19 protein-coding genes and 1 tRNA gene are annotated in these 22,826 nt (G+C 44.6%); 12 read left to right on the top strand and 8 right to left on the bottom strand.

Annotated features, from left to right (window positions below):
* Positions 1 to 11: 11 nt before the first annotated feature.
* Positions 12 to 785 carry a class I SAM-dependent methyltransferase gene (locus tag L4C34_RS07690; protein WP_428788759.1) on the top strand — a complete coding sequence of 258 codons (774 nt, stop codon included), beginning with the start codon at positions 12 to 14 and terminating at the stop codon, positions 783 to 785.
* Between the two features lie 147 nt (positions 786 to 932).
* Here the strand turns inward: L4C34_RS07690 and rnhA are convergent, their stop codons facing one another.
* Positions 933 to 1,400: a ribonuclease HI gene (gene rnhA / locus L4C34_RS07685; protein ID WP_428788758.1), complete on the bottom strand. Its 468-nt coding sequence runs from the start codon at positions 1,398 to 1,400 to the stop codon at positions 933 to 935.
* Between the two features lie 54 nt (positions 1,401 to 1,454).
* Here rnhA and dnaQ point away from each other — a divergent pair, with 54 nt between their 5' ends.
* From dnaQ to L4C34_RS07655, 6 genes are all read left to right on the top strand, one after another.
* On the top strand, positions 1,455 to 2,195 hold the full coding sequence (gene dnaQ / locus L4C34_RS07680) for a DNA polymerase III subunit epsilon (protein ID WP_428788757.1): 741 nt from the start codon (positions 1,455 to 1,457) through the stop codon (positions 2,193 to 2,195).
* A 97-nt stretch (positions 2,196 to 2,292) separates the two neighbouring features.
* On the top strand, positions 2,293 to 3,546 hold the full coding sequence (locus tag L4C34_RS07675; protein WP_428788756.1) for a TIGR03503 family protein: 1,254 nt from the start codon (positions 2,293 to 2,295) through the stop codon (positions 3,544 to 3,546).
* Between the two features lie 73 nt (positions 3,547 to 3,619).
* Positions 3,620 to 5,245: a peptidoglycan-binding protein gene (locus L4C34_RS07670; RefSeq protein ID WP_428788755.1), complete on the top strand. Its 1,626-nt coding sequence runs from the start codon at positions 3,620 to 3,622 to the stop codon at positions 5,243 to 5,245.
* A gap of 429 nt (positions 5,246 to 5,674) precedes the next feature.
* Positions 5,675 to 6,046: a hypothetical protein gene (locus L4C34_RS07665; protein ID WP_428788754.1), complete on the top strand. Its 372-nt coding sequence runs from the start codon at positions 5,675 to 5,677 to the stop codon at positions 6,044 to 6,046.
* 723 nt (positions 6,047 to 6,769) lie between these two features.
* Positions 6,770 to 7,141, top strand: a complete 372-nt coding sequence (locus L4C34_RS07660) for a hypothetical protein (RefSeq protein ID WP_428788753.1) — start codon at positions 6,770 to 6,772, stop codon at positions 7,139 to 7,141.
* Between the two features lie 811 nt (positions 7,142 to 7,952).
* Positions 7,953 to 8,288: a hypothetical protein gene (locus L4C34_RS07655; protein WP_428788752.1), complete on the top strand. Its 336-nt coding sequence runs from the start codon at positions 7,953 to 7,955 to the stop codon at positions 8,286 to 8,288.
* A 919-nt stretch (positions 8,289 to 9,207) separates the two neighbouring features.
* On the opposite strand, the gene fadE is transcribed toward L4C34_RS07655, so the two are convergent.
* Positions 9,208 to 11,652 (bottom strand): acyl-CoA dehydrogenase FadE, encoded by a 2,445-nt coding sequence (gene fadE / locus L4C34_RS07650; RefSeq protein WP_428788751.1) that lies wholly within the window; start codon positions 11,650 to 11,652, stop codon positions 9,208 to 9,210.
* Between the two features lie 340 nt (positions 11,653 to 11,992).
* Here fadE and lpcA point away from each other — a divergent pair, with 340 nt between their 5' ends.
* Positions 11,993 to 12,568, top strand: coding sequence for a D-sedoheptulose 7-phosphate isomerase (lpcA, locus tag L4C34_RS07645; RefSeq protein WP_428788750.1), 576 nt, complete (start codon positions 11,993 to 11,995; stop codon positions 12,566 to 12,568).
* Between the two features lie 74 nt (positions 12,569 to 12,642).
* Positions 12,643 to 13,470, top strand: coding sequence for a class II glutamine amidotransferase (locus tag L4C34_RS07640; protein ID WP_428788749.1), 828 nt, complete (start codon positions 12,643 to 12,645; stop codon positions 13,468 to 13,470).
* 171 nt (positions 13,471 to 13,641) lie between these two features.
* Here L4C34_RS07640 and purN read toward each other — a convergent pair whose 3' ends face one another.
* Positions 13,642 to 14,280: a phosphoribosylglycinamide formyltransferase gene (purN, locus tag L4C34_RS07635; RefSeq protein ID WP_428788748.1), complete on the bottom strand. Its 639-nt coding sequence runs from the start codon at positions 14,278 to 14,280 to the stop codon at positions 13,642 to 13,644.
* A gap of 2 nt (positions 14,281 to 14,282) precedes the next feature.
* Positions 14,283 to 15,323 (bottom strand): phosphoribosylformylglycinamidine cyclo-ligase, encoded by a 1,041-nt coding sequence (gene purM / locus L4C34_RS07630; RefSeq protein ID WP_428788747.1) that lies wholly within the window; start codon positions 15,321 to 15,323, stop codon positions 14,283 to 14,285.
* Between the two features lie 175 nt (positions 15,324 to 15,498).
* Here purM and upp point away from each other — a divergent pair, with 175 nt between their 5' ends.
* Both upp and L4C34_RS07620 read left to right on the top strand, forming a co-directional pair.
* A complete protein-coding gene (gene upp, locus L4C34_RS07625) occupies positions 15,499 to 16,125 on the top strand; it encodes a uracil phosphoribosyltransferase (protein WP_428788746.1) in 627 nt (208 codons plus the stop codon).
* Positions 16,126 to 16,364: 239 nt separating this feature from the next.
* On the top strand, positions 16,365 to 16,772 hold the full coding sequence (locus tag L4C34_RS07620; RefSeq protein WP_428788745.1) for a hypothetical protein: 408 nt from the start codon (positions 16,365 to 16,367) through the stop codon (positions 16,770 to 16,772).
* A 103-nt stretch (positions 16,773 to 16,875) separates the two neighbouring features.
* Here L4C34_RS07620 and rluF read toward each other — a convergent pair whose 3' ends face one another.
* Both rluF and smrA read right to left on the bottom strand, forming a co-directional pair.
* A complete protein-coding gene (gene rluF / locus L4C34_RS07615; RefSeq protein WP_428788744.1) occupies positions 16,876 to 17,895 on the bottom strand; it encodes a 23S rRNA pseudouridine(2604) synthase RluF in 1,020 nt (339 codons plus the stop codon).
* A gap of 61 nt (positions 17,896 to 17,956) precedes the next feature.
* Positions 17,957 to 18,535, bottom strand: a complete 579-nt coding sequence (gene smrA, locus L4C34_RS07610; protein WP_428788743.1) for a DNA endonuclease SmrA — start codon at positions 18,533 to 18,535, stop codon at positions 17,957 to 17,959.
* Positions 18,536 to 18,791: 256 nt separating this feature from the next.
* Between smrA and L4C34_RS07605 the strand changes: the two genes are divergently transcribed.
* Positions 18,792 to 18,868: transfer RNA gene (locus L4C34_RS07605), tRNA-Pro, on the top strand.
* 122 nt (positions 18,869 to 18,990) lie between these two features.
* Here the strand turns inward: L4C34_RS07605 and L4C34_RS07600 are convergent.
* Both L4C34_RS07600 and L4C34_RS07595 read right to left on the bottom strand, forming a co-directional pair.
* Positions 18,991 to 19,851: a TraB/GumN family protein gene (locus tag L4C34_RS07600; RefSeq protein WP_428788742.1), complete on the bottom strand. Its 861-nt coding sequence runs from the start codon at positions 19,849 to 19,851 to the stop codon at positions 18,991 to 18,993.
* 79 nt (positions 19,852 to 19,930) lie between these two features.
* Entirely contained in the window at positions 19,931 to 22,663 is a 2,733-nt protein-coding gene (locus L4C34_RS07595; protein ID WP_428788741.1) for a heavy metal translocating P-type ATPase, read from the bottom strand.
* Positions 22,664 to 22,826 lie beyond the last annotated feature (163 nt).

Raw genomic sequence — 22,826 nt, 5'->3', positions numbered from 1 at the left:
ACAGGGTGTGAATGAACTCAGCACGTAGTGAGAAAACGTTAGAAAAGCCTCATTCATGGTCCCAGCTAAAAAATGGGTCTTGGGTTTGCGAGTCCATTCAACAGCGCCTCGATGAGTGGAGTCCAAAACTATTTGGATATCACTTACTTAAATTTGGTGGCTTAAGCTGTGAGCTGGCGAGCGACAATTGTACTATCCCACACCAAGTACACTTAGACATCCAAAACCCATTGCACAATATTATCGCTGATGGATATGATTTACCATTCTTAGAGAAGAGTTTTGATGCGGTCATCATGGCGCACCAACTCGATTATTGTAATGATCCCCACCGCATGTTACGAGAGGTGGATCGAGTCATGATGGACGATGGCTACTTGATCATCACAGGTTTCAATCCAATTAGCTCGGTTGGACTGTCGAGCTTGATGCCATGGCGAAAAAATAATTTGCCGTGGAGCGGTCGCATGTTTACAGCTAATCGTGTAAAAGACTGGCTCGGGCTGTTGAACTATCAAGTCGTGGAAGGTGACCGTTACGCTTTATTTCCGTTCTATAATCCCAAGCCAGTTTGGACTTGGTTAGAAAATGGCGTCGGTGATTGGCTAAGCCCATTGGGCAGTTTATATTTTATGGTTGCGCGCAAACGCACTTATCCACTAAAACCAATTCGTCCACATTGGCAATTGAAGCGCAAGCTCTCGCCACTCAGTGTTAGTCAGACCATCCATTCTGAAGCTAGAGCAGGAAACACTGAACCCAGAGTAGGAAAAAAGCCTAGGTAACTCGCTCGATGGTAGGCGTGAATCGCAATCAGATCAGCACACTTTTGTTCGCCATACTTTATTTACTCATCAAGCTGTTGCTCATCAAACTGTTGTTCATCAACTCATTGTTCTTAAGGCTTTTCTCATCACGCTTTGTCATGGGGATTACAGGCTCGCAAGATAGCCAGTGTCTTCTTCTGTTGGGCTTTCTGCTGCTTGGCGGGCAAGTTCGTCACAGATTTCATTCTCCCTATGGCCAGCATGGCCTTTAACCCATCGCCAATCGACACTATGGCGCGCGGTTTCTTTATCGAGCTCTTTCCACAAGTCGGCATTTTTCACCGGTTTTTTATCTGATGTTTTCCACCCACGTTTTTTCCAGTTATGAATCCACTGAGTGATGCCTTGGCGCACATATTGGCTATCGGTGGTGAGGATGACTTCACAAGACTCTGTTAGGGTTTTAAGAGCGACGACGGCTGCCATCATCTCCATGCGGTTGTTGGTTGTTTGGGTAAAGCCTTTCGACAGGGGTTTCTCCACACCTTTATAGCGGAGCAAAATGCCATAGCCACCGGGACCTGGATTACCTAAACAAGAACCATCCGTGAAAATTTCGACTTGTTTGTTCATGATTTGATACTATTGAGCGAAGTACATTAGCTGCATAGTCTGACATATATTGTAATGAATACCAGTAACAATTCTGAACCGCAAAGAATCGTGGTGCTCGATACCGAAACCACAGGTATGAATATCGAAAGTGGCCCCCATTATCTTGGTCACCGCATCATCGAAATCGGTGCCGTTGAAATCGTTAACCGTAAGTTAACGGGCCGCCACTTTCACGTGTACATCAAACCTGATCGTGAGATTCAGGCAGAAGCGATAAAGGTTCACGGTATTACCGATGAGTTTTTGCTGGATAAACCGATGTATCGTGAGATTCATCAGGAATTTATCGAGTTTATTCGTGGCGCCGAGCTGGTCGCACATAACGCGCCCTTCGATGTCGGCTTTATGGACCACGAGTTTGCCAAGCTAAGCCAACCATTCGGCAAAACCACTGATATTTGCCGAGTGACCGATACGCTGGCAATGGCCAAAAAGATATTCCCCGGCAAGCGCAACAATTTAGATATTTTATGTGACAGGTACGGAATCGATAACTCCCATCGTACCCTCCACGGCGCTTTGCTCGATGCGGAAATTCTAGCTGACGTCTATTTATTGATGACGGGTGGACAAACCTCGCTACAGTTTAACGCCGCAGGTCAAGGAGGAGCTGATTCTGCGACTGATGACATCAAGCGGGTTGCTGAAGGGCGAAAAGCGCTAAAGGTTTTGCATGCAACCGCCGATGAATTAGACGCGCACCAAAAAAGATTGGAACTGATTGATAAAAAAGGTACCTGCCTGTGGCGCTGATCTCCGGCGTTTGACATCAGCAACCAAAGAAAGAATCAAGATCCAAAAATAACAAGCCCGTAGTCACAAGGGCATCACGTCGGCTCAAGGAGAAGAGATGTTGAGGATGATCATAGCGTTGGTGGTTGTATTGACCAGTATCAGCGCCTCGGCTGTGACCGAATCTTCGATGTCTTTACTCGATAATCGCTTTCGCATAGATCCTACCGTTGAACAAGTCACCTTTGTGATTTATCGCGCCAAGCCGTCTCAGCCAGTGGTATTAGTGCGCCCAGATGGCACAAAATATTACGCTTGGGAACACCCTAAAAATATCCAGTGGTATCAAGAGCCTTCGATGGATATTGTGCTGATTGATAAACCCATGCCGGGTCCTTGGCAAGCGATAGGTAAAGTGACGCCCAAGAACAACATCAAGTTATTTTCAGATTTGGAATTGAGCACAGATAAAATTCCTCAGCGTTTGTATCATGGTGAAACGATTAAATTTACCGCGCGGTTAACCTCCGATGGTAAACCGCTGGTGCTGCGTGACTTTCTCGATCGAATTAAATTGGACGTTAGTTTTACCAAGTATGTCGATAACGAGGATGAACTATCCAATGAAGCGCGACCAATTCCAGAAGTGTTAGGTGAATTTGCTGACGATGGCCAAGGGTTAGATGAATATCCCGGAGATGGGGTCTTTACCGTGTCTTTACCGATCACCCCAAGGCCGGGTAAATATCGAGTGCGGATCACAACAGGCAACGGCGTATTTTTACGTGCTCACGAACAGGAAGTATTGGTCTATCCGACCCCTTACGTCGCCACCTTTATTCAATCACGCCAAGAAGGCGTGACACACAAAGTGATCATTTCCGGTGAAGATGGAAACATTGAGCCCGGCTCGATATCGGCGCACATTAAACGCATTGATCCTGAAAGCAAACAAGTGATGGTAGAAGGCACCGCGGACAAAGACAAACTCAAGCTGGAACTAGAGCTTCCGTATTCCGGTGAAATTGGTAATTACACTTGGTCGGGCAGGGTATATGCCAATGAGCTCGGCACCAAACGACCATTGATGTTTACCATTTCAGACAATACTTACAACGTGTTAGAAGAAGTAGACTTAGAAGAAACCCGCCGGATTCAAGAAGAGCAGAAGCAGATCCAACAGAAAAAACTTGAGGAGCTGCGCACGCTGCAAATTCGAGAAGAAGCGCGTACGCGCAGTATGGTGTGGATCGGCATAGGGAATGTCATCGCGATCGTGTTGGTGCTACTGGGCTGGTTTGTTGTGCGCAAGGTGAAAGCATCGAGAAAAGCGATGGCTGAAGTGACTGAACTGGATATGCCTGACACCTAAATAGATTTTTCTGTCATAGGCAAAATGCCTAAAATACTAGTGAAAATAACCAATTACTCGCCAAGATATGTTCATGCTTGGCGCGACAAGCTACAATCCGCGCATTCAATTTCAGCTGCCATTTGTCATGACAGAACCACGCTACCCATTTCCTCCGCCTTCATCTGCCTACTGGAAAGGCCCTGATGCGCTCATGAGCTACGACGAAGCCGTGCGCCGTTTCAATGCTCAGTCGGATAAAGAAAAAGAGATGATGTGTAATCCAGTGCAATCGGCGAACAAGCCGTCTCCAACACGCACAGGTCACCCATTGCCACCGCCTTCGTCCATATATTGGAAAAGCAGTAATACGACCTACGATAAGGCTGTGGCAGATTATCAGAAAAAGCACAATATTCAGCCGAGCGACTCTCCAGACGGAGGTGCGTCTTCGAGTGGGAACAGCGATAACCCCCCACAGCCGCAGGCCAATGGGAATGGCGGCGCTACAAGTAAAGACAGTACTAACAACGGCAGCACTGGTCATACTCATGATGATTCAAACCATCATCAAAATGGCCATACAGATAGCGAAAGTAACGGTGCGCCAACCGCGACCCCCACGCCCGAGCCCTCACCACCACCAACGCTGCTCAAGTCTGAGTTACTTTGCCATTCAGAGACGTTAAATCACTTAGCCAAAACGCGCTCAGGAGTATACCGAGCAGGCACTAAAGGCTCTGCGGTAAAGTTGGTTCAACAAGCATTGCAAAAGCTGGCATTTGATCTCAAAGCCAATGGCTACTTTGACGAAACAACCAAGCAGCAGGTTCTGCTGTTTCAAAAAGCGTATACGCCAAGCCATACCACGCACCCAAGTTATACCATGGGCCCTGCGGATGGCGTTGTCGGCCGTAAAACTTTATTTGCGCTAGACGAAGCCTTACTCGACTCGTGGCAATATTCTTTTTCTTCTTCTTCGCAGCCACAGCCAACAGGCAACGATAGTGATGAAATGGATATCAAATGGTTGAAGGTGCCGAAAGGGCAGTTAACTTTTGATGCAGAGGGGGATGACTTCCCTCATTCACCATATTTTACGCGTCGTGCTAGTGTTCCTCATAACGGCGATAAAGTGGTTGGGTCATCAGGCGTAACTATCGGTAAAGGTCTAGATCTTGGTTCTCCTCCATCTGGTGCCAACGGGCAGAGGCCCAATGCATTGGACTTGAGTGCTTTATTTGAGAAGGCAGGATTAAATCCCAGATTAGCTAGTTGGTTATTAAGTGTAAAAGGGAAACAAAAACAAGCGGCACTAGACTCACTGACAGCCGTCCTTAAAAAAGGAGTGCTAACAGAGAGGGAACTAGTTATTACCCGAAAGCAGCAATACATCATGTTTAATATGACCTATCAGTTTATGGAGGAAAAAACACGTATTTTGATGACAAAGGAGGATGTTAAAAGGGCATATGGCACTGTTGATTGGGGACGATTACCGAGAAAGGTCAAAGATGTGTTAATTGATTTGACCTACAGAGGAGACAGCTACAAAGCGACACGAAGCCGGTATGTTCCTGCTGTAGTGTATGATCAGGAACATAAGTTATCTGGTGGGTCATCGAGGTTTTACCATATTATGAGTGAACTATTTTGGACCAGTAAGAATGCTGGAGTTGACAAAAATAGATTTACTAATAGGAGGAATAGATTGCTGTGAGAAATTTCATTTACATTGTTTTATTATTTTCCTTTTCTGTTTCCACTGTTGCATCGGAAATGAACAGTTATAGGTATTACCATGTTGATTATAGCTGGGGTGATAAAAGTGAATCTTTTGCAATTTACATGTCTAAATTAGACGATTGTATAAATATAAAAAAGTTTGATACTGGTAAGGTTTATAGATACTGCAAAATTCCCAACAGTACGATGGATCTTAGCAGTAAGACTTCATTATTTGATATAAATATATTCGATGTAAATGCTGGTTCAGCAAGGATTATCGTGTCTAATGGTAAGGAAAAGGTTAGCTGTTTCTTAATTCCGGAAGTGAGTCTTGAGTGCAACCCGGACTAATGTTTTTTCGATATGAAACATTATCATTAAGTTTTAGAAATGTTTTTTAACAACTAATCATGGATTAAATATGAAAGCGATTATCATAATGTTTTTTTTAGTCATGTCATTTAATATCATGGCTAAAGCGAAACAATCTGATTATGTCTACTACCAGACTAACGACACAAAAGGTGACCCTAGCGGAAGTTTTGCTGCTTATATGCTAAAGACGGACCCATGCATGAGGGTAAAAGTATTTAAAACTGGCGAGGAGACGCGATATTGCAAAATGGATAATAGTGGTATTGATTTACGGGTTGCCTCTCCAAGTGCTTGGCTTACAGACCAATACGTACATGGTAATACCGTGTCTTTTTATGTTGCTGCTCCTTGGGGGGAACAAACATGCATCATCACAGTGTCTACGAAATCAATTAAATGTGTGCCTCAAGGACGATGATTAGATAATTTGGTGGTGACGCCAACATGTTGAACTAGCAGTAATATTCCCGCTCAATAAAGGGTTGTGACGCTTATTACTGAGATCTAGGCCGAGGAGACAGTTACCAAGCTACACGAAGCAAGTATGTTCCTGCTGTAGTGTATGATCAGGAGCATAAGCTACCCAGTAGGTCGTCGAAGTTTTTACAGATTATGCGTGATCCATTTTGGATGAGTAAGAAATTTGGAGTTGATAGAAATAGATTTTTAACTAGGGTGGATAAATTGTCGTGAGAAATTGTGTTTTTATTGTTCTATTGTTTTCCTTTTCCTTTTCCTTTTCCTTTTCCTGTTCAATCTTTGCATCGGAAATGAACAGTTATAAGTATTATCATATTGATTACAATTGGAAGAAGAAAAGTGAATCCTTTGCAATTTACAGGACTAAAGAAGACGACTGTATAAATGTGAAAATGTTTGATACAGGCAAGACTCATAAATACTGCAAAATTCCAAATAGTACAATGGACCTTAGCAGTAAAAATATATCATATGATGTCAAGATATTTGATGTGTATGCCGGTACAGCTAGCATTGCCGTGTCTAATGGGAAGGAAAAGGTTAGCTGTATATTAATCACAGAAGTGAGTCTTGAGTGCAAGCCGGACTAATGTTTTCATCGACACTAAACTTTAACGTTAAGTTTTTAAAGTCGTCATAAAAGAACAATTATTGATTAAATATGAAATCTATTATCATAATATTTTTTTTAGTCATGTCATTTAATACCATGGCTAACGTGAAGCAATCTGATTATGTCTACTACCAGACGAATGAAACAAAAGATGCCCCTAGCGGAAGCTTTGCCGCTTACATGCTAAAGATGGACCCATGCATGAGGGTGAAAGTATTTAAAACCGGAGAGGTTACGAGATATTGCAAAATGGATAAGAGTGGTATTGATTTACAGGCCTACTCTCCAAGTGCTTGGCTTGTGGAGCAAAGCGTGCATGGCAATACTGTATCTTTTATAGTTGCAGTTCCTTGGGGTGAACAGAATTGTACTATTACAGTGACTACGAAATCAATTAAATGTGTACCAACAGGGCGATAATTCAATGATTTCAACTTTGTCGGTGAAAGTTATTTAAATTTTCAAGGCTCATCATGCTTAATTTTTATCGTCACCATTTAATGTCCAGAGTTACCGCATGAGTTTTTTCTTAATGGAAACAATTCGAGTTGAACTTCTCTCTTACCTGTTAACAGTTGTTCATACTTTTCCGATCACTCCTTTAATCGTCAAAGGTAACAAAGATACGGTTAGAATCAATTCAAGAATGCTCCTGTTGAAGAGGGTTATCAGGAACATAAGTTATCTAGTACGCTGTCGAGGTTTAATTATTATTGGTGATTAATTTTTGATAGCAATAAGATTTGAGTTCATACAAATAGATTTAATATTAGGGTGAAAAGTTGTTGTGAGAGATTTGATTTTTGTTTTTCTATTATTGTCCTTTTCTTTTTCCATTTTTGCGTCGGAAATGAACAGTTATAGGTATTATCATGTTGATTATGCTTGGGATGACAAAAATGAGTCTTTTGCCATATATAGGTTTAAAGCAGATGACTGTATAAATGTAAAAATATTTGATACTGGCAGGTTTATAGGTACTGCAATCTCCCAAATAGTACGATGGATCTTAGCAGAAAAAACACGTCATATGATGTGAAAATATTTGGAGTATATGCGAAGTTAGCTAGATTTACTGTGTCCAACGGTAAAGAGAAGGTTAGCTGTCTATTAATTACGGGTGTTAGTCTTGAGTGCAAGCCGAACTGATTTTCATTAACTTTAAATTTGTTGTTTTAACAACTAATAATGGATTAAATATGAAATCTCTTACCATAATGTTTTTTTAGCCATGTCATTTAATGTCATGGCTAAAGATAAGCAATCTTATTATGTCTACTATCAGACTAATGACACGAAAGATGATCCTAGTGGAAGTTTTACTGCTTATATGTTAAAGACAGACCCATGTATGAGAATAAAGGTATTTAAAACGGGGGAGGAAACGAGATATTGCAAAATGGATAAGAGTGGTATTGATTTACGAGTTGACTCTCCAAGTGCTTGGATTACAGACCAAGGTGTACATGGAAATACTGTATCCTTTTATGTTGCTGCTCCTTGGGGTGAACAAACTTGTACAATTGCAGTGTTTACGAAATCAATTAAGTGTGTGCTTCAAGAATGATGATTAGATAATACTGATTTTATTAGTGAAGATAATTTAAGTTGTCAGAATTCTCTGGGTTTTCTTTCCTCGCCACTATTTAATTCCCAGAGTTACCGTATGAATGTTTTTCTGAGTAAAAATAGTTCGAGTTGACGATTGCTTTTACCTTTGACCATATCAGGGTGAGATCATACTAACTTAATCGATCAAATGGCGATCGCGATGCTTGTTTATTGAGCCATGTAGTTGGTGCTTTCCTATCAAGTTTAGTGAAAATCGACTTGGATTTTCAGCCCGGATACGTATTGCTTAAAAAGCAAGTAAAGTATACTCCCGCCCTGCCCATGATTCAGTTTGGTACGAAAGATATTAGTTGCAAGTCGAATTATTTAAGTTGATAGTAAGGCCCCAATTGTTATGTCAATAATTTTTATTTTAGCAAGGTTGTTTGCATGTTTTTTCTTGCTAATGGTTTCATTCGTATCCTTTTCAAAGGACGTAAATAACTATACTTATTATCAAACTGACTTTGATGGGCACACAGGAACAGAACGCTATGCCGTATATAAGCTAAAATCAGATCCTTGCCTCACAGTTAAATTGTTTCAATCAGGAGAAACATCTCGGTACTGCAAAGTGTCTGGTACAAGTTTAGGTTTGAAAGGTGATTACCCAACTATTTACGCCACCGAATTTAGTGTTAGCCCCAGTTTCGTATATTTTACGGTTTCTGCTCCGTGGAATGGACAAAGTTGCCGTATAGAAGTAGCTACAAAGAAGATGCATTGTGAATCAAATGGAAGGAATTAAGGGCGGCAATTTTCGTTTTAGATTAATGCCGAAATAGCTCATTGATTATTGTCAATATCGCTATTATAGAGATAAAGTGGCCGCATGCACGGCCACTTTATATTAGAAGGTATCTCTAATCTTCCTTTCAGGCGACTTGATTCACCTCTGGTGAGTGTTTAAGAGCTGCAAGGATTTGAGGCTCAAAATCATCAACATTGATGGTTTCTAGGCGGCGAATTTCAGCTTCTATGAGTAGCTCTGCTTCTTCTTGAGTGATCAGTTTGTTCTCTAGCCCAATTTCAGCGACAAGATCTAGGTTTGTGAACGGACGTTTGGTGTACGTTGCGTGGCACACTTTGTTGAATACTGGCTCGGCTTTGAGAATCACCTCTAGCGCCTTTTCAATTCTCCCAACTGGGTTGTTGGCGCAATCTTCTAAGAACTGGTGGCGGCCGATGCGAGAGCGAGTTGCTGATGGCGTTTGCAGAATTCTTGCTACTTGGCTATCAAGTCTATCATTTGGTTTTTTGCGAATAGAGCCGAATGGCAAGATGACCATTTTAAGAGCGCGACTGACAAATCGGTTTGGCAAGTTGCTCAGTAGTTCTTCAATCGCGACCTCTGCTTGTTGCAGGCTATCTTGTAGACCCCAGTGTACTAAAGGCATATCTTCGATTTGACGGCCTTCCATTTCATAACGGGAAAGGGTGGCAGAGCTAAGATAAAGCTGGCTCAGCACATCTCCTAAACGCGCCGATAAACGTTCTTTACGTTTTAGCGAACCGCCTAGCATTGCCATGCACACGTCTGATAAGAAGGCCATATTTGCGCTGTAGCGGTTAAGCTGCTGGTAGTAGCGTTTGGTTTGGTCTTTGGTTGGTGCTTTAGAGCCGCGTCCATCGGTTAAGCCTAGCCATAGGCTGCGGATTAGGTTACTTACGGTGAAGCCAACATGTCCAGTGAGTGCGGCGTCAAATCGGTTTAAGGCGTTGCTTTCTTTAGAGTGAGCGGCGTCCATTTCTTCAATCACGTATGGATGGCAGCGAATAGCGCCTTGGCCATAGATGATCATCGAACGAGTTAGGATATTGGCACCTTCAACGGTGATCGCGATTGGCGCACCTTGATAGCTACGAGCGAGGAAGTTCGATGGGCCAAGGCAGATCCCTTTGCCGCCGACGATGTCCATGGCGTCAATGATGCCTTGCTGGCCACGATGAGTGCAGTGGTATTTGACGATAGCAGAGATAACCGATGGCTTTTCACCTAAGTCGATCCCCGCCACTGTGAGTGTGCTTGCCGCATCCATGACATAAGCATTACCAGCAATACGTGCCAATGGCTCTTCGATGCCTTCCATATGGCCGATAGGTTGCTTGAATTGGCGGCGAATACGAGCGTAAGCACCGGTAGCCATGGCCGCGGTTTTGAGCCCACCTGTTGAGTTGGAAGGAAGAGTGATGCCTCGGCCAACCGATAAGCATTCCACCAACATTCTCCAACCTTGACCAGCCATCGCTTTACCACCAATGATAAAGTCGATCGGAACAAAGACTTCTTCACCGCGTGTTGGGCCGTTTTGGAATGGAATATTAAGTGGGAAGTGGCGGTTACCGATCTCCACACCAGGAATATTGGTCGGGATAAGGGCACAGGTAATACCTAGGTCTTTCTTGCCGCCCAGTAGTTTCTCAGGATCTTGCAGTTTAAATGCGAGGCCAAGGACGGTTGCGACTGGAGCCAGCGTGATGTAGCGCTTGTTCCAAGTTAGGCGCATTCCTAATACTTCTTCTCCTTGCCATTCTCCTTTGCATACCACACCGAAATCTGGGATGGAGCCCGCATCTGAACCTGCTTCTGGGCTGGTTAGTGCGAAACAAGGGATTTCTTTGCCTTGGGCTAAGCGAGGCAAGTAATGATCTTGTTGTTCTTGAGTGCCGTAATGTTGGAGCAATTCGCCGGGGCCAAGGGAGTTTGGTACGCCAACGGTAGAAGAAAGCAGCGCAGAAACACCCGTGAGTTTTTGCAGTACTAATGATTGAGCGTAAGCCGAGAACTCTAGGCCGCCATATTTTTTCTTAATGATCATGGCGAAGAATTTATGTTCTTTTAGGAACTGCCAAACTTCTGGAGGCAAGTCAGCTAGCTCATGAGTGGCTTGAAAATCGTTGACCATAGCGCAGACTTGATGAACGGGTCCGTCTAAAAACTCTTTTTCTTCTTTAGATAATTTCGGTGCATTGATGTCGTGTAGCTGTTTCCAGTTTGGCTTACCTTTGAAAAGCTCGGCTTCCCACCAAACAGTCCCTGCATCCAGTGCTTCCTTTTCGGTCTGAGACATTTCTGGAAGGATCTTTCTAAACACTTTAAGCGCGCGTTTGCTTATTAGTGCTTTCCTAACTGCCGGAATAGAAAGGGGAGCGCCAAGAACCACAAAGACTAGCCAACCGATGACGCCAGTGAACCCCAATATGGTGAACGCTGCCATGGTGACAGCAAGGGCCAAGAGTGATTTATAAAGAGACAAGCGATGGTAGCTGCACACTGAGAGCACAATGGCCATCCCTACGAGGGTGAGTAACGATTCCATGATAATTTCCTTTAACAAAACCGGTGGTTGGTAGATTAATGTTCGTGGTCGTACCAGTGATTCTGTTTCTTTGTTAATGCATTGTAAAGTGCTTGTAATGGCTAATTGTTCGAATAGTGATCTGAATAGAGTTTAAGCTCTATTACTTAATCGTGAGCCGTTTTTATTGGTTGAATTTTGCGCAGTGCTGGAGGCGGTGAGGATATTTGTGGCCCCACCACTATCGGCTCCTATAGGCATGAGGTACACTTTGTTCATACAGGCCTGTTTGTGGTTTAGACGCCACCAGACGGCTATAAATACATATTTCTTTTATTAGATGATGAAGAGAATGAAACCTATGTACCTAGATCTAATCAAAAATGAATTGACCGAAGCGGCAGACGTATTAGCTAAATTTATTAATGACGAGAATAATCTGGCTCAGATCCAAAATGCTGCAAAATTGATCGCTGATTCATTCAAGCAAGGTGGCAAGGTTTTATCTTGTGGTAATGGTGGTTCTCACTGTGATTCGATGCACTTCGCGGAAGAATTAACAGGGCGTTACCGTGAAAACCGACCGGGTTACCCAGGTATCGCGATTTCAGATCCAAGCCATCTGTCGTGTGTGAGTAACGATTTTGGTTACGACTTTGTCTTCTCTCGTTATGTTGAAGCGGTTGGCGCAAAAGGAGATGTGCTGTTTGGTTTATCGACTTCGGGGAACTCTGGCAATATCCTAAATGCTATTGAAGCGGCCAAAGCGAAAGGCATGAAAACCATCGCATTGACGGGTAAAGACGGCGGTAAAATGGCAGGCTTGGCGGATATTGAAATTCGTGTGCCGCACTTTGGTTATGCCGATCGCATTCAAGAAATCCATATCAAGATTATTCATATCATTATCCAGCTAATTGAGAAGGAAATGGAATAACTGCTTACTGGCTTCACGTCTTAGTAGCGGATAGGATAGAAGCCATTAGAGCCATGACAAAAGGGAGTTAGCCTATGTGTGAATTGCTCGGAATGAGCGCCAATGTGCCGACGGATATTTGTTTTAGCTTCACTGGCTTGATCCAGCGTGGGGGCAATACTGGCCCCCATAGTGATGGCTGGGGGATCACCTTTTATGAAGGGAAGGGGTTTCGTACCTTTAAAGATCCTAACCCCGGTTTTGAATCGAAAATTGCTGAGTTAGTACAAAGCTATCCGATCAAAAGCCAAGCGGTTATCAGTCACATTCGCCAAGCGAATCGTGGTGGGGTTAATCTTGAGAATACTCATCCCTTTACTCGAGAATTGTGGGGGCGGTATTGGACGTTTGCTCACAATGGCCAACTATCGGATTACGAAACATGGCCAACGGGCAGACATCGCTCCGTCGGGCAAACCGACAGCGAGTTCTCATTTTGTTGGCTGATGGCTGAGCTTGAAAATCGTTACCCTAAGACCCCAGAAGATATGAGTGAGGCATTTCGGTTCATCACTGAATGCTGCGATAAACTGCGTGGCCAAGGCGTGTATAACATGTTGCTATCTGATGGCGACTACGTCATGGCTTATTGCACCAACCACCTGTATTGGATTACTCGGCGCGCGCCATTTGGTAAAGCCAGTTTGATTGATGAAGAGGTGACGGTTAATTTTCGTGAAGAAACCACGCCGAACGATGTGGTGACCGTGATTGCCACTCAGCCTTTAACCAATGATGAAACTTGGCACCGAATGAAGCCGGGTGAATACGCGGTATTTCAAAAAGGTGAGTTGCTTGAAGGGAATGCGGAGCAGCTGACCGATATTGCGTTTGCACCCGCTAAAGTAAAAAAGAAGCGCTAAGATTTTCCTTCGCCAGCCTAGGCTCTTTTCTAGTGACAAACCTTGGTTCTTGTCTAGAGATAAACCTAGGCGCTTTAGCAAGACATCGCTGGTATAGATCAAAAAAGGGATACGTCATGTATCCCTTTTTTATATGCTTAAGTGGACTTACTTTTAGCCCACTTCAACGAGTTACTCGCCAGCGTGACCGTACACGCTCAGCTGCTTACCATCTAGGAAAGCTTTTCCTTGTTTCATTTCTAAGCGGCCTTCCACAAACCAATTCACCACAAGAGGGTAGATTCTATGTTCTTGAACTTGAACACGCTTGGTCAGTACTTCGACGCTATCTTCATCAAAAATAGGCACTTTCGCTTGCAAGATAACTGGACCACCATCTAGCTGCTCCGTAACGAAGTGAACACTGGTTCCGTGCTCTTCGTCGCCCGCGTGAATGGCGCGCTGATAGGTGTTAAGGCCCGGGTATTTCGGCAACAACGAAGGGTGAATGTTGATCATTCGGCCCATGTAGTGACGTACGAAGTCGTTGCTTAAAATACGCATGTAACCCGCTAACACAATCAAGTCAGGTTGAAAGGTATCAATCCGCGTCATTAGCTCATTATCAAAGGCTTCACGAGTCTCGAATGCTTTCGGGTCAATAAAGACGCCTTCAGCGCCCGCTGCTTTTGCACGTTCAAGGCCGTAAGCATCAGCTTTGTTTGAAAAAACCGCTGTCACTTTTCCATCTTGGATACTGTCTGCGCACGAATCAATGATCGCTTGCAAGTTGGATCCGCTGCCTGAGATCAATACAACGATATTTTTCATATTTACTTGATCTCGACTTGTTCTTCGTTGGCGCTTGCATCGGCAATCTCACCAATCACCCAAGCTTTTTCGCCTTCGTTGTTCAGTAGTTGAACGGCAGCGTCTGCTTGGTCTTTCGGTAGCGCAATCACTAGGCCAACGCCACAGTTAAAGGTGCGGTACATTTCGTGCGTCGTCACGTTGCCTTTTTCTTGTAGCCAGTTGAAGATGCTTGGCCATTCCCAGCTTTTGCCGTCGATGATCGCTTTTGTGCCTTCAGGCAATACGCGTGGGATGTTTTCCCAGAAGCCGCCACCCGTAATATGAGAAATCGCGTGGATGTCATGCTCGGCAATCATTTTCAGCGCCGACTTGATGTAAATCTTGGTTGGTTCTAATAGATGCTCACCGATAGCTTTGCCATCAAGCAATTCATCTTTGCTAGCACCAGACACTTCAAGAATCTTACGTACGAGAGAGTAACCATTCGAATGTGGGCCGCTAGAACCGACTGCGATCAGAGCATCACCGGCAGCAACTTTGGTGCCATCAATGATGTCTGCTTTTTCAACGACGCCGACACAGAAACCAGCCACATCGTAATCTTCACCTTCATACATACCCGGCATTTCGGCAGTTTCGCCACCAATCAATGAACAGCCAGCTTGTATACAGCCTTCAGCAATACCTGATACAACATCGGCAGCCGTATCAATATCAAGTTTGCCAGTTGCGTAGTAATCTAGGAAAAAGAGAGGCTCTGCGCCTTGTACGATGAGGTCGTTCACACACATTGCAACTAAGTCGATGCCAATGGTGTCGTGTTTTTTCATTTCCAACGCAAGACGTAGTTTTGTGCCCACACCATCGGTGCCTGAAACCAAAACAGGTTGCTTATAATTAGCAGGAAGCTCGCACAATGCGCCAAAGCCACCAATGCCTCCCATCACTTCAGGGCGACGAGTACGTTTTACTGAGCCTTTAATACGATCAACTAGTGCGTTGCCTGCATCGATGTCGACGCCAGCGTCTTTGTAGCTTAAAGAAGAATTGTTACCGCTCACGGGAAGCCCTCAATCTTGAGTTGGATGGGAAAACGGCGCTATTCTACCAGTGCTTAATGCAATATAGCAAACGTTTGCGCAAGTTTTTTTCCTTGTTTTCAGCACTGAAAAGCCGCGTCACTTTAGGTATACTTAGTCGGTTTATTCAAAATTCCCTTTATCTATGGAGATGGAAATGAAAGTTGTTGAAGTAATGCATCCTCTTGTGAAACATAAAATTGGTTTAATGAGAGAAGGTGATATCAGCACCAAGCGCTTTCGTGAGTTGGCTGCTGAAGTCGCTAGCCTGTTAACGTATGAAGCGACGTCTGACTTTGAAACTGAAAAAGTTACCATCGAAGGCTGGGATGGCCCGGTTGCCGTCGATCAGATCAAAGGTAAAAAAGTAACAGTTGTGCCAATTTTGCGTGCAGGCCTTGGTATGATGGATGGTGTACTTGAACATATTCCAAGCGCTCGCATCAGTGTGGTCGGTGTTTATCGCGATGAAGAAACATTAGAGCCCGTTCCTTACTTCAATAAGTTAGCCTCTAACATTGAAGAGCGTATTGCTTTGGTTGTTGATCCAATGCTGGCAACTGGTGGCTCAATGATAGCGACCATCGATCTTTTGAAGGAAAAAGGCTGCTCAAACTTTAAAGTATTGGTGCTAGTGGCGGCTCCTGAAGGTGTTGAAGCGCTTAAAAAAGCACATCCAGATGTTGAGCTGTACACAGCGGCAATCGATGAGAAGCTTAACGATAAAGGCTACATTGTACCGGGCCTAGGTGACGCAGGTGATAAGATCTTCGGCACTAAATAATTCTTGGTAATGAAGGGAGGCAATTGCCTCCTTTTTTATGCAGCATGAGTGTTGACTATGATACTACCCCAATGTTTGCAAGCTGACTTTTACTTAGTCCAGCGCGCTTTTTCACCTCTATTCTTAAAACTCTAGTCGTTCTAGGCAATCTAAATCAGGGCCTACACTTCCCCGACAAAGTTCTTTCTCGTGAACTAAAATAGTAATGTCTTTTTATTGTGACTGTTAGAGATTGAATCATGACTTATCGCCCTAACCTACATGGTGACTATTCTATTGAGGTTCGTCCGCATCAACTCCGATTAAAAATGTGGGGTTCGTGGAATCAACAAGCCTCAGAGCAATGTACGGCGCACGTATTTTCTGAAGTGGAACACTTAAAGCACCAACCCTGGGTGTTTTTTGTTGATCTGCTCGAATGGGAATTTACGTCTCCCGAAGTATTGTCTGGATGGGATCCTTCGCTTGCCAAGCTGATTGAAAGTAACCTAAAGATTCAGTGCATCGTATGTGATTCCAAGTTGTGTGAGTTCTTACTACACAAGCATCAGGAGAAAGGCGATACGGATCATAAGCTGATTTGTAATTTCTTTGATGATTATGCTAAAGCAGAAGAGTGGGTTAACAGTCAAGTCAGACAATTTTGAGGGGAAATAGATGGCTAGTCGTGATTATGGGGCTGAACTCACCGAGTCTACTCGGTAGACTAAACTCGGCGAGTATTGTGCATTCTGATTACAAGTAAGGCTGTTATTTTTTAAAGCTTAGAGTACCCGCCACGCGTTTCCTAGGAGCTTGACCAGATTCTTCCGATGAAGACGTTGAAGCAGACCGGTTACTCGGCTTTACGTAGTTTCTCGACTTATCATTCGGTCGTTTTGTATCAGACTTGCGGCGAAATTCGTCGGCGTTGTTGCCACGAAATGTCGTTTGTTTTTGATTACGACGCGCGGTTGAATCACGATTTTCATCACGGCTGTCAAATAGCTTAGCATCGGTGGCTTTGCGTATACGTTTGCCTTTGTGATCTTCGCGTGAGGCATCTTCTGTACCAACAGAGTTATCGCACATCGCCAAAATTTGGCTAATTTCTTCCTCACTCATATAACGCCATTGACCATTTGGAATGCCGTCGATGGTGATATTCATGATGCGCACGCGTCGTAGCTTGAGCACTTGATAGTCGAGCGCTTCACACATACGGCGAATTTGGCGATTGAGACCTTGGGTTAGCACGATGCGGAAAGAAAACTTGGTTTCTTTGCTGACTTGACACGGTAGAGTCACGGTATCTAGGATTCTTACGCCAGCGGCCATTTTCTTGAGAAAATCTGCGGTGATTGGTCTGTCGACACGTACCACGTATTCTTTCTCGTGGTTGTTGCCTGCACGCAAGATTTTATTGACGATATCGCCGTCGTTGGTAAGAAAAATCAGGCCATCAGAAGGCTTGTCTAAACGCCCGATCGGAAAGATACGCTTGCTATGACCGATGAAGTCGACAATGTTGCCAGGGATATCACGCTCTGTAGTACAAGTGATGCCTGTTGGCTTGTTTAAGGCGATATAAATCGGCTTTTCTTTTGCTCGTACAGGTTTGCCATCGATACATACCTCGTCGCCCTGCGCGACTTGAGTACCTTTCTCAGGTGTTTTGCCGTTAATCGTAATACGGCCTTGCTCAATGAGTTTGTCTGCTTCTCGGCGCGAACAAAATCCTGTTTCGCTGATGTATTTATTAAGGCGTTTGGTCGTGGTCATAGATGTCATTGCGTTCTCTTAACGTTTCACAACGGATGATAGGGCGCGCAGTGTAACATTATTTGCTCAATTATCCCATGCGCTTTTGGTGACGCTCGCGGTTCTCTAATTTTTTGTCCTGACTTTTTCTAAGCAATACATAGAGCGCGCCAGCGCCGCCATGAAAGCGTTGTGCGCTATGCGCACATTGCACATCGGTCAGTTGGGCGAGCCATTGTGTCACATGACTTTTCATTAATGCGGGTGGGTTTGCTTGCCTGCCGCGGCCATGAATGATGATGACGGTACGAATATCGAGCCTCAAACATTGTTTAAGGAATTTGAGGACTTCCTCCCTAGCTTCTTTGAGGGTTTTCCGGTGTAGGTCTAGCTTAGCTTGAATCGGATATTTCCCAAGCCTGAGTTTGCGGTATACGCCTTCTTGTACGCCATCTCGTTTGAACTCGACAATATCGTCGGGTTTAAGCATGGGCGCATAATCAATCGATAAATACTTAGCGCAGTTCTCATTGAGGGAAATGGCGGCCGCTCGTTTGGTCTGCTGAGCTTCTGTTGAACGAAAGGCTTTTTTGAGCTTGGCAGTGTCCTGTGCGATGGGCGTGACATCCGCCATCATCTGTTTGAATAAATCGGTATCTTGATCTGACATGGCAATTCACCGGATAAAATATCAATCCAAAGAGTATATCAATATCTCTGATGTGAGGTGAATAAGGTCACTAATTTACATTTACATAGAATTGAGTGAGCAATAAACACACGCTTTAGGTGTGAGTTTTAAGCGTTTGACGTTAACTTGAGCAGTTGTACGTTAAAAGCAAATAAATCTTAGAAAATGACTTGCACGCAGGGAAATATTCAGTAATATACACCTCAGTTACGGGCAAGACCCAAAGTAACGTTCTCGGTGAATAGCGCAGCTTGGTAGCGCATCTGGTTTGGGACCAGAGGGTCGGGGGTTCGAATCCCTCTTCACCGACCACCTTCTAAAGGCCTCGACATTGTCGAGGCCTTTTTCGTTTCTGAAGTTCTTAATCGAAGGTATTACGCCAACCGATCTTATCTCGACTGCGTATACTTAAACTGACGGTACTCAAACTGACCTTATTCAAACTGACACTGCGCGGATGTGCTTGTTGATCGTTGAATGATTGAGTAACCCTGTTGTTTTAACAAATTCAAGACGTTGCCTGGCCCAATTAAATGCATAGCCCCAACGACCATGGTGTAGCGACCATTCTTACTCGGTAAAAAATCATCTGAGGTGATTTTCTTTACCCAGCTCTTATTCCGACTATACAAAAGCTTATTATCAAAATCGTCTGAGAATGAGCTGAGATCAGAAAATTTAGTGAGGGCGGCGGCGTCCCCTTGTTGCCAAGCAGTGATCAAACAACGGCCCATTTTTGTGCCATTATCAGACTCTGAGAGTGTATTGGTTAGCAACGCCTTTCCGCCTTTGGGCAGTGTAGCCAGTAGATTAAGTTGAAATTGTAAGGTTTCTAATCCCAATACTGGTACGTGTTGGTTATCGGCCAATGCAATCATCGTCGTGTCGACCCCATAAGCTGGGCTTAAACCAATTTTGTCAAAGAGTGCCAATTGTATTTGCAGGGCGCTCGCCCATGGCGGTAGCTTCAATAGCGCGCTTGGGTTGAGACTCAACTGCTTGGCGATATTCTGCAGTTTTTTAGTTTGTTGGCGATTTAAAACCTCTTGGGAGCTCCACTTAGGTTTAGCTAGGCGAGGCGATTTTCCCTCGCGAATATCGGCTTCGACGATTAAGCCATCACTGTTAGCAAGAAATTGTCTTACTTCGTCGGGAAGGGGATATAAGCTTGGTTTGCCAACATGTATCGAGCCTAAAATGAGCAATCGAGTATTGCCCTTTTGTGCCAACCAATAGAGCGGCTCAGCGTGGGCAAGTGGACTTAGCAAAGTGAAGAGAAGCAGTATGATGCGCAATGAACTGTCCTTAGCGAAACAAGATATCGACCACTACCGCAGTGATGGCCGATATCTCATAAGTGTTTATTATTTATTACTATACGTGTTTTGCTTTAAAAAAGCGTAGTCGGTTCGCATTACTGACGACCGTAATCGAAGACAGTGCCATCGCAGTGCCCGCGATTATCGGACTAAGTAAAAAGCCTGTCCACGGGAATAAGATACCTGCCGCGACTGGAATCCCTAACGAGTTGTAGAGGAAAGCCCCGATTAAATTCTGCTTGATATTTTTGCTGGTTGCTTGAGATAACTCGATGATATTGACCACAGACAAAGGCGATGAATTTAGAATCGTCATTTGAGCACTTTCTATTGCCACATCACTGCCACTGCCCATCGCGATGCCTAAATCGGCCAGCGCAAGAGAAGGCGCATCGTTAATGCCATCGCCAATCATTGCGACACGTTTACCTTCACTTTGCAGCGCGGTAATAACATCGGCTTTTTGCTCTGGTAACACTTGAGAGATCACTTTATCTATACCCAATTGTTTACCGACATGCTGAGCGACTGCGTCGTTATCCCCCGTCAACATGACGGTAGAGATGCCTTTTGCTTTGAGTGCTTGGATGGCTTTGGCCGATTCTTCTCTTATCGTATCTGCAATGGCCACGATGCCAGCGAGTTTTCCATCGATGGCAATGGCGACTGGCGTCCAAGCCGAAGATGCACATTGCTTGGTGGCCGATTCTCCTGCCGAGATATCGATACCTTGCTGTTCCAAGTGCTGTAGGGAGGCAACGGTAACCGCTTTGCCATTGATCTGCGCGCTAACGCCTTTGCCTTTTAAATTTTGAAACTGCTCGATGGCAAGTGCGGTGACAGAGCGTTCGGTGGCGTAATTGCAGATTGCTTTCGCTAATGGGTGCTCTGAACCCAACTCAACGCTATATAGGTATTGCAGTAACTCGTTTTCTTCAATGTTAAAAGGGTAAACGTTTTGTACATTTGGTTTGCCCTCTGTGAGAGTCCCCGTTTTGTCAAATACGACCGTGTCGACTTTGCTCGCGGTTTGCAGCACATTGGCATCTTTGACCAATACTCCTAATTCCGCTGCTTTGCCAATTCCTGCTGTGATGGAAAGTGGCGTTGCTAATCCTAGTGCGCATGGGCAGGCAATGATGAGTACCGTTGTGGCGACGATCAACATATAAGTTGATTTCGGATCTGGGCCGTAGATATACCAGATACCTGCTGCGACAAGCGCGATCGAGATCACCACAGGCACGAACACAGCTGAAATTTGGTCCGCCAGTTTGGCTATGGCAGGCTTGCTTGATTGTGCGTCCCGAACGAGGTGAATAATTCTCGATAGCATGGTGTCTGCGCCAATTCCCGTTGCTTCGATAACTAGGCTGCCGTCTGAGTTTAATGTTCCAGCCGACACTTTTTGTTCCGAGGCTTGTGCCGCCGATTTGAATACAGGGACAGGTTCGCCGGTGAGCATGGACTCGTCGATGTAGGACTCACCTTGAAGGACTTTGCCGTCGACTGGTATTTTTTCTCCCGGTTTTATTCTTAGCTGCATTCCGAGTTGAATGTCTTCGACAGCGATTGTTTGATCGCCTTGCTCGGTTACTAGGGTCGCGTGTTTTGGTTGCAAGTTAACAAGCGATTGCAGTGATTGGGTGGTTTTCGCTTTTGCTTTTGCTTCGATGTAGTGGCCAAGAGAAATTAGGCCGATGATCATCGCGCTGGCTTCAAAATAGACGTGGCGTGAGTGAAGAGGAAACCATTGCGGTGCCAGCACCACAACCATAGAGTATAGCCACGCAGCCCCTGTCCCTAATGCCACTAAGGTATCCATGGTGGCGCGGCGATGTATGAGTGATTTCCACGCATTTGCAAAAAATGAGCGCCCGGCAGTGGCCAGCAACACAAAACAAACCAACCCGATGAGGCCAAAGGTCCACTGGTCGTTCACACTATTGATGCTAGGATCGCCCGCGACCAATCCCCATGCCATCAAACCGCCCCCGACAATGAGACCGAAAATGGAACTGTGTAAAAATTCTTTCTGATGTTTTTTCTGTTGAATGAGTTGATTATCAGCGTGTTGGGTGAGATCTTCGATGATTTGAGCCGGATAGCCGTTGTTAGCCAATATGCCGGGCAAGGTAGCGGTAATGTTCGCAGCCGGATCAATGGACACCAACGCACTTTGTTCGGCTAAATTTACCTTAGCATCGAGCACGCCGTCGACGGCAAGTAGCGCTTTTTCAATGGTAGAGACACAACTTGCGCAGTTCATTCCTTCAATTGCCAGTTGCACCGATTTACTTGCAGTGTCAGCCGTTGTATCAACTGACGACGTGGTATTGGAGTCTTTGGCATTAACTGCATTGGTTGGCGCTGCTGGCTTTTGAGCTGCGGCTTTGTCTTCTGAGTCGGAAAGTTGAGCTTGAAAACCTAAAGTGGCGATACGCTGAGCGACTTCATCGGCAGAAAGCAAGGTAGTTAAAGTCAGTTGGGTTTTTGTCGCCGTATACTCACCCACTAATTCTTCTTGATCTAATGACGCAGAGAGTTTGGCGACACACTTCATGCAGCTAAGGCCAGTCAACGAGAAGTTAAGAGTTTGACCAGCGGTATAGCCCAGTTGAGTGATGGTTTCAGCAATAGTACGCAAGCTTGAAGGCGTGCTTAGCGTAATGGATTCAAGAGACAAATGCTGGATCTCAACCTGATGTCGCTCTGATAGGCCTTGTTCAATTTTGCTTTTACATTTACCGCAATTTAGCTTTGCTAGGGGGATAGTGTAGGTATTCATAGTTTCACTCGATGTTGCTTATTTTTTGTTAGGTTAAGGCTTCCCTCTAGGGCAAGGTCAAGCATCAAAAACACACATTTCCAGTTTTGCGCCAAATAAATTGAATTGCCAGAAACCCAACAATAATAAATCGCGATGGACAATTGGAGTTGCTTGCAGGCGG

The sequence above is a fragment of the Vibrio profundum genome, assembly GCF_050337555.1.
Lineage (GTDB): Bacteria > Pseudomonadota > Gammaproteobacteria > Enterobacterales > Vibrionaceae > Vibrio > Vibrio profundum.
The sequence above is the reverse complement of the archived record's forward strand: the minus strand, read 5'-3'. Positions and strand labels throughout refer to the sequence as shown.

Coding starts and splice junctions, on each gene's coding strand:
- L4C34_RS07660 (WP_428788753.1), top strand. CDS start 6,770: ATGAAATCTATTATCATAATATTTTTTTTAGTCATGTCATTTAATACC.
- fadE (WP_428788751.1), bottom strand. CDS start 11,652: ATGGAATCGTTACTCACCCTCGTAGGGATGGCCATTGTGCTCTCAGTG.
- upp (WP_428788746.1), top strand. CDS start 15,499: ATGAAAGTTGTTGAAGTAATGCATCCTCTTGTGAAACATAAAATTGGT.
- rnhA (WP_428788758.1), bottom strand. CDS start 1,400: ATGAACAAACAAGTCGAAATTTTCACGGATGGTTCTTGTTTAGGTAAT.
- dnaQ (WP_428788757.1), top strand. CDS start 1,455: ATGAATACCAGTAACAATTCTGAACCGCAAAGAATCGTGGTGCTCGAT.
- L4C34_RS07690 (WP_428788759.1), top strand. CDS start 12: ATGAACTCAGCACGTAGTGAGAAAACGTTAGAAAAGCCTCATTCATGG.
- L4C34_RS07640 (WP_428788749.1), top strand. CDS start 12,643: ATGTGTGAATTGCTCGGAATGAGCGCCAATGTGCCGACGGATATTTGT.
- L4C34_RS07670 (WP_428788755.1), top strand. CDS start 3,620: ATGCTTGGCGCGACAAGCTACAATCCGCGCATTCAATTTCAGCTGCCA.
- L4C34_RS07665 (WP_428788754.1), top strand. CDS start 5,675: ATGAAAGCGATTATCATAATGTTTTTTTTAGTCATGTCATTTAATATC.
- L4C34_RS07595 (WP_428788741.1), bottom strand. CDS start 22,663: ATGAATACCTACACTATCCCCCTAGCAAAGCTAAATTGCGGTAAATGT.
- L4C34_RS07655 (WP_428788752.1), top strand. CDS start 7,953: ATGTCATTTAATGTCATGGCTAAAGATAAGCAATCTTATTATGTCTAC.
- lpcA (WP_428788750.1), top strand. CDS start 11,993: ATGTACCTAGATCTAATCAAAAATGAATTGACCGAAGCGGCAGACGTA.
- purN (WP_428788748.1), bottom strand. CDS start 14,280: ATGAAAAATATCGTTGTATTGATCTCAGGCAGCGGATCCAACTTGCAA.
- L4C34_RS07620 (WP_428788745.1), top strand. CDS start 16,365: ATGACTTATCGCCCTAACCTACATGGTGACTATTCTATTGAGGTTCGT.
- rluF (WP_428788744.1), bottom strand. CDS start 17,895: ATGACATCTATGACCACGACCAAACGCCTTAATAAATACATCAGCGAA.
- L4C34_RS07675 (WP_428788756.1), top strand. CDS start 2,293: ATGTTGAGGATGATCATAGCGTTGGTGGTTGTATTGACCAGTATCAGC.
- smrA (WP_428788743.1), bottom strand. CDS start 18,535: ATGTCAGATCAAGATACCGATTTATTCAAACAGATGATGGCGGATGTC.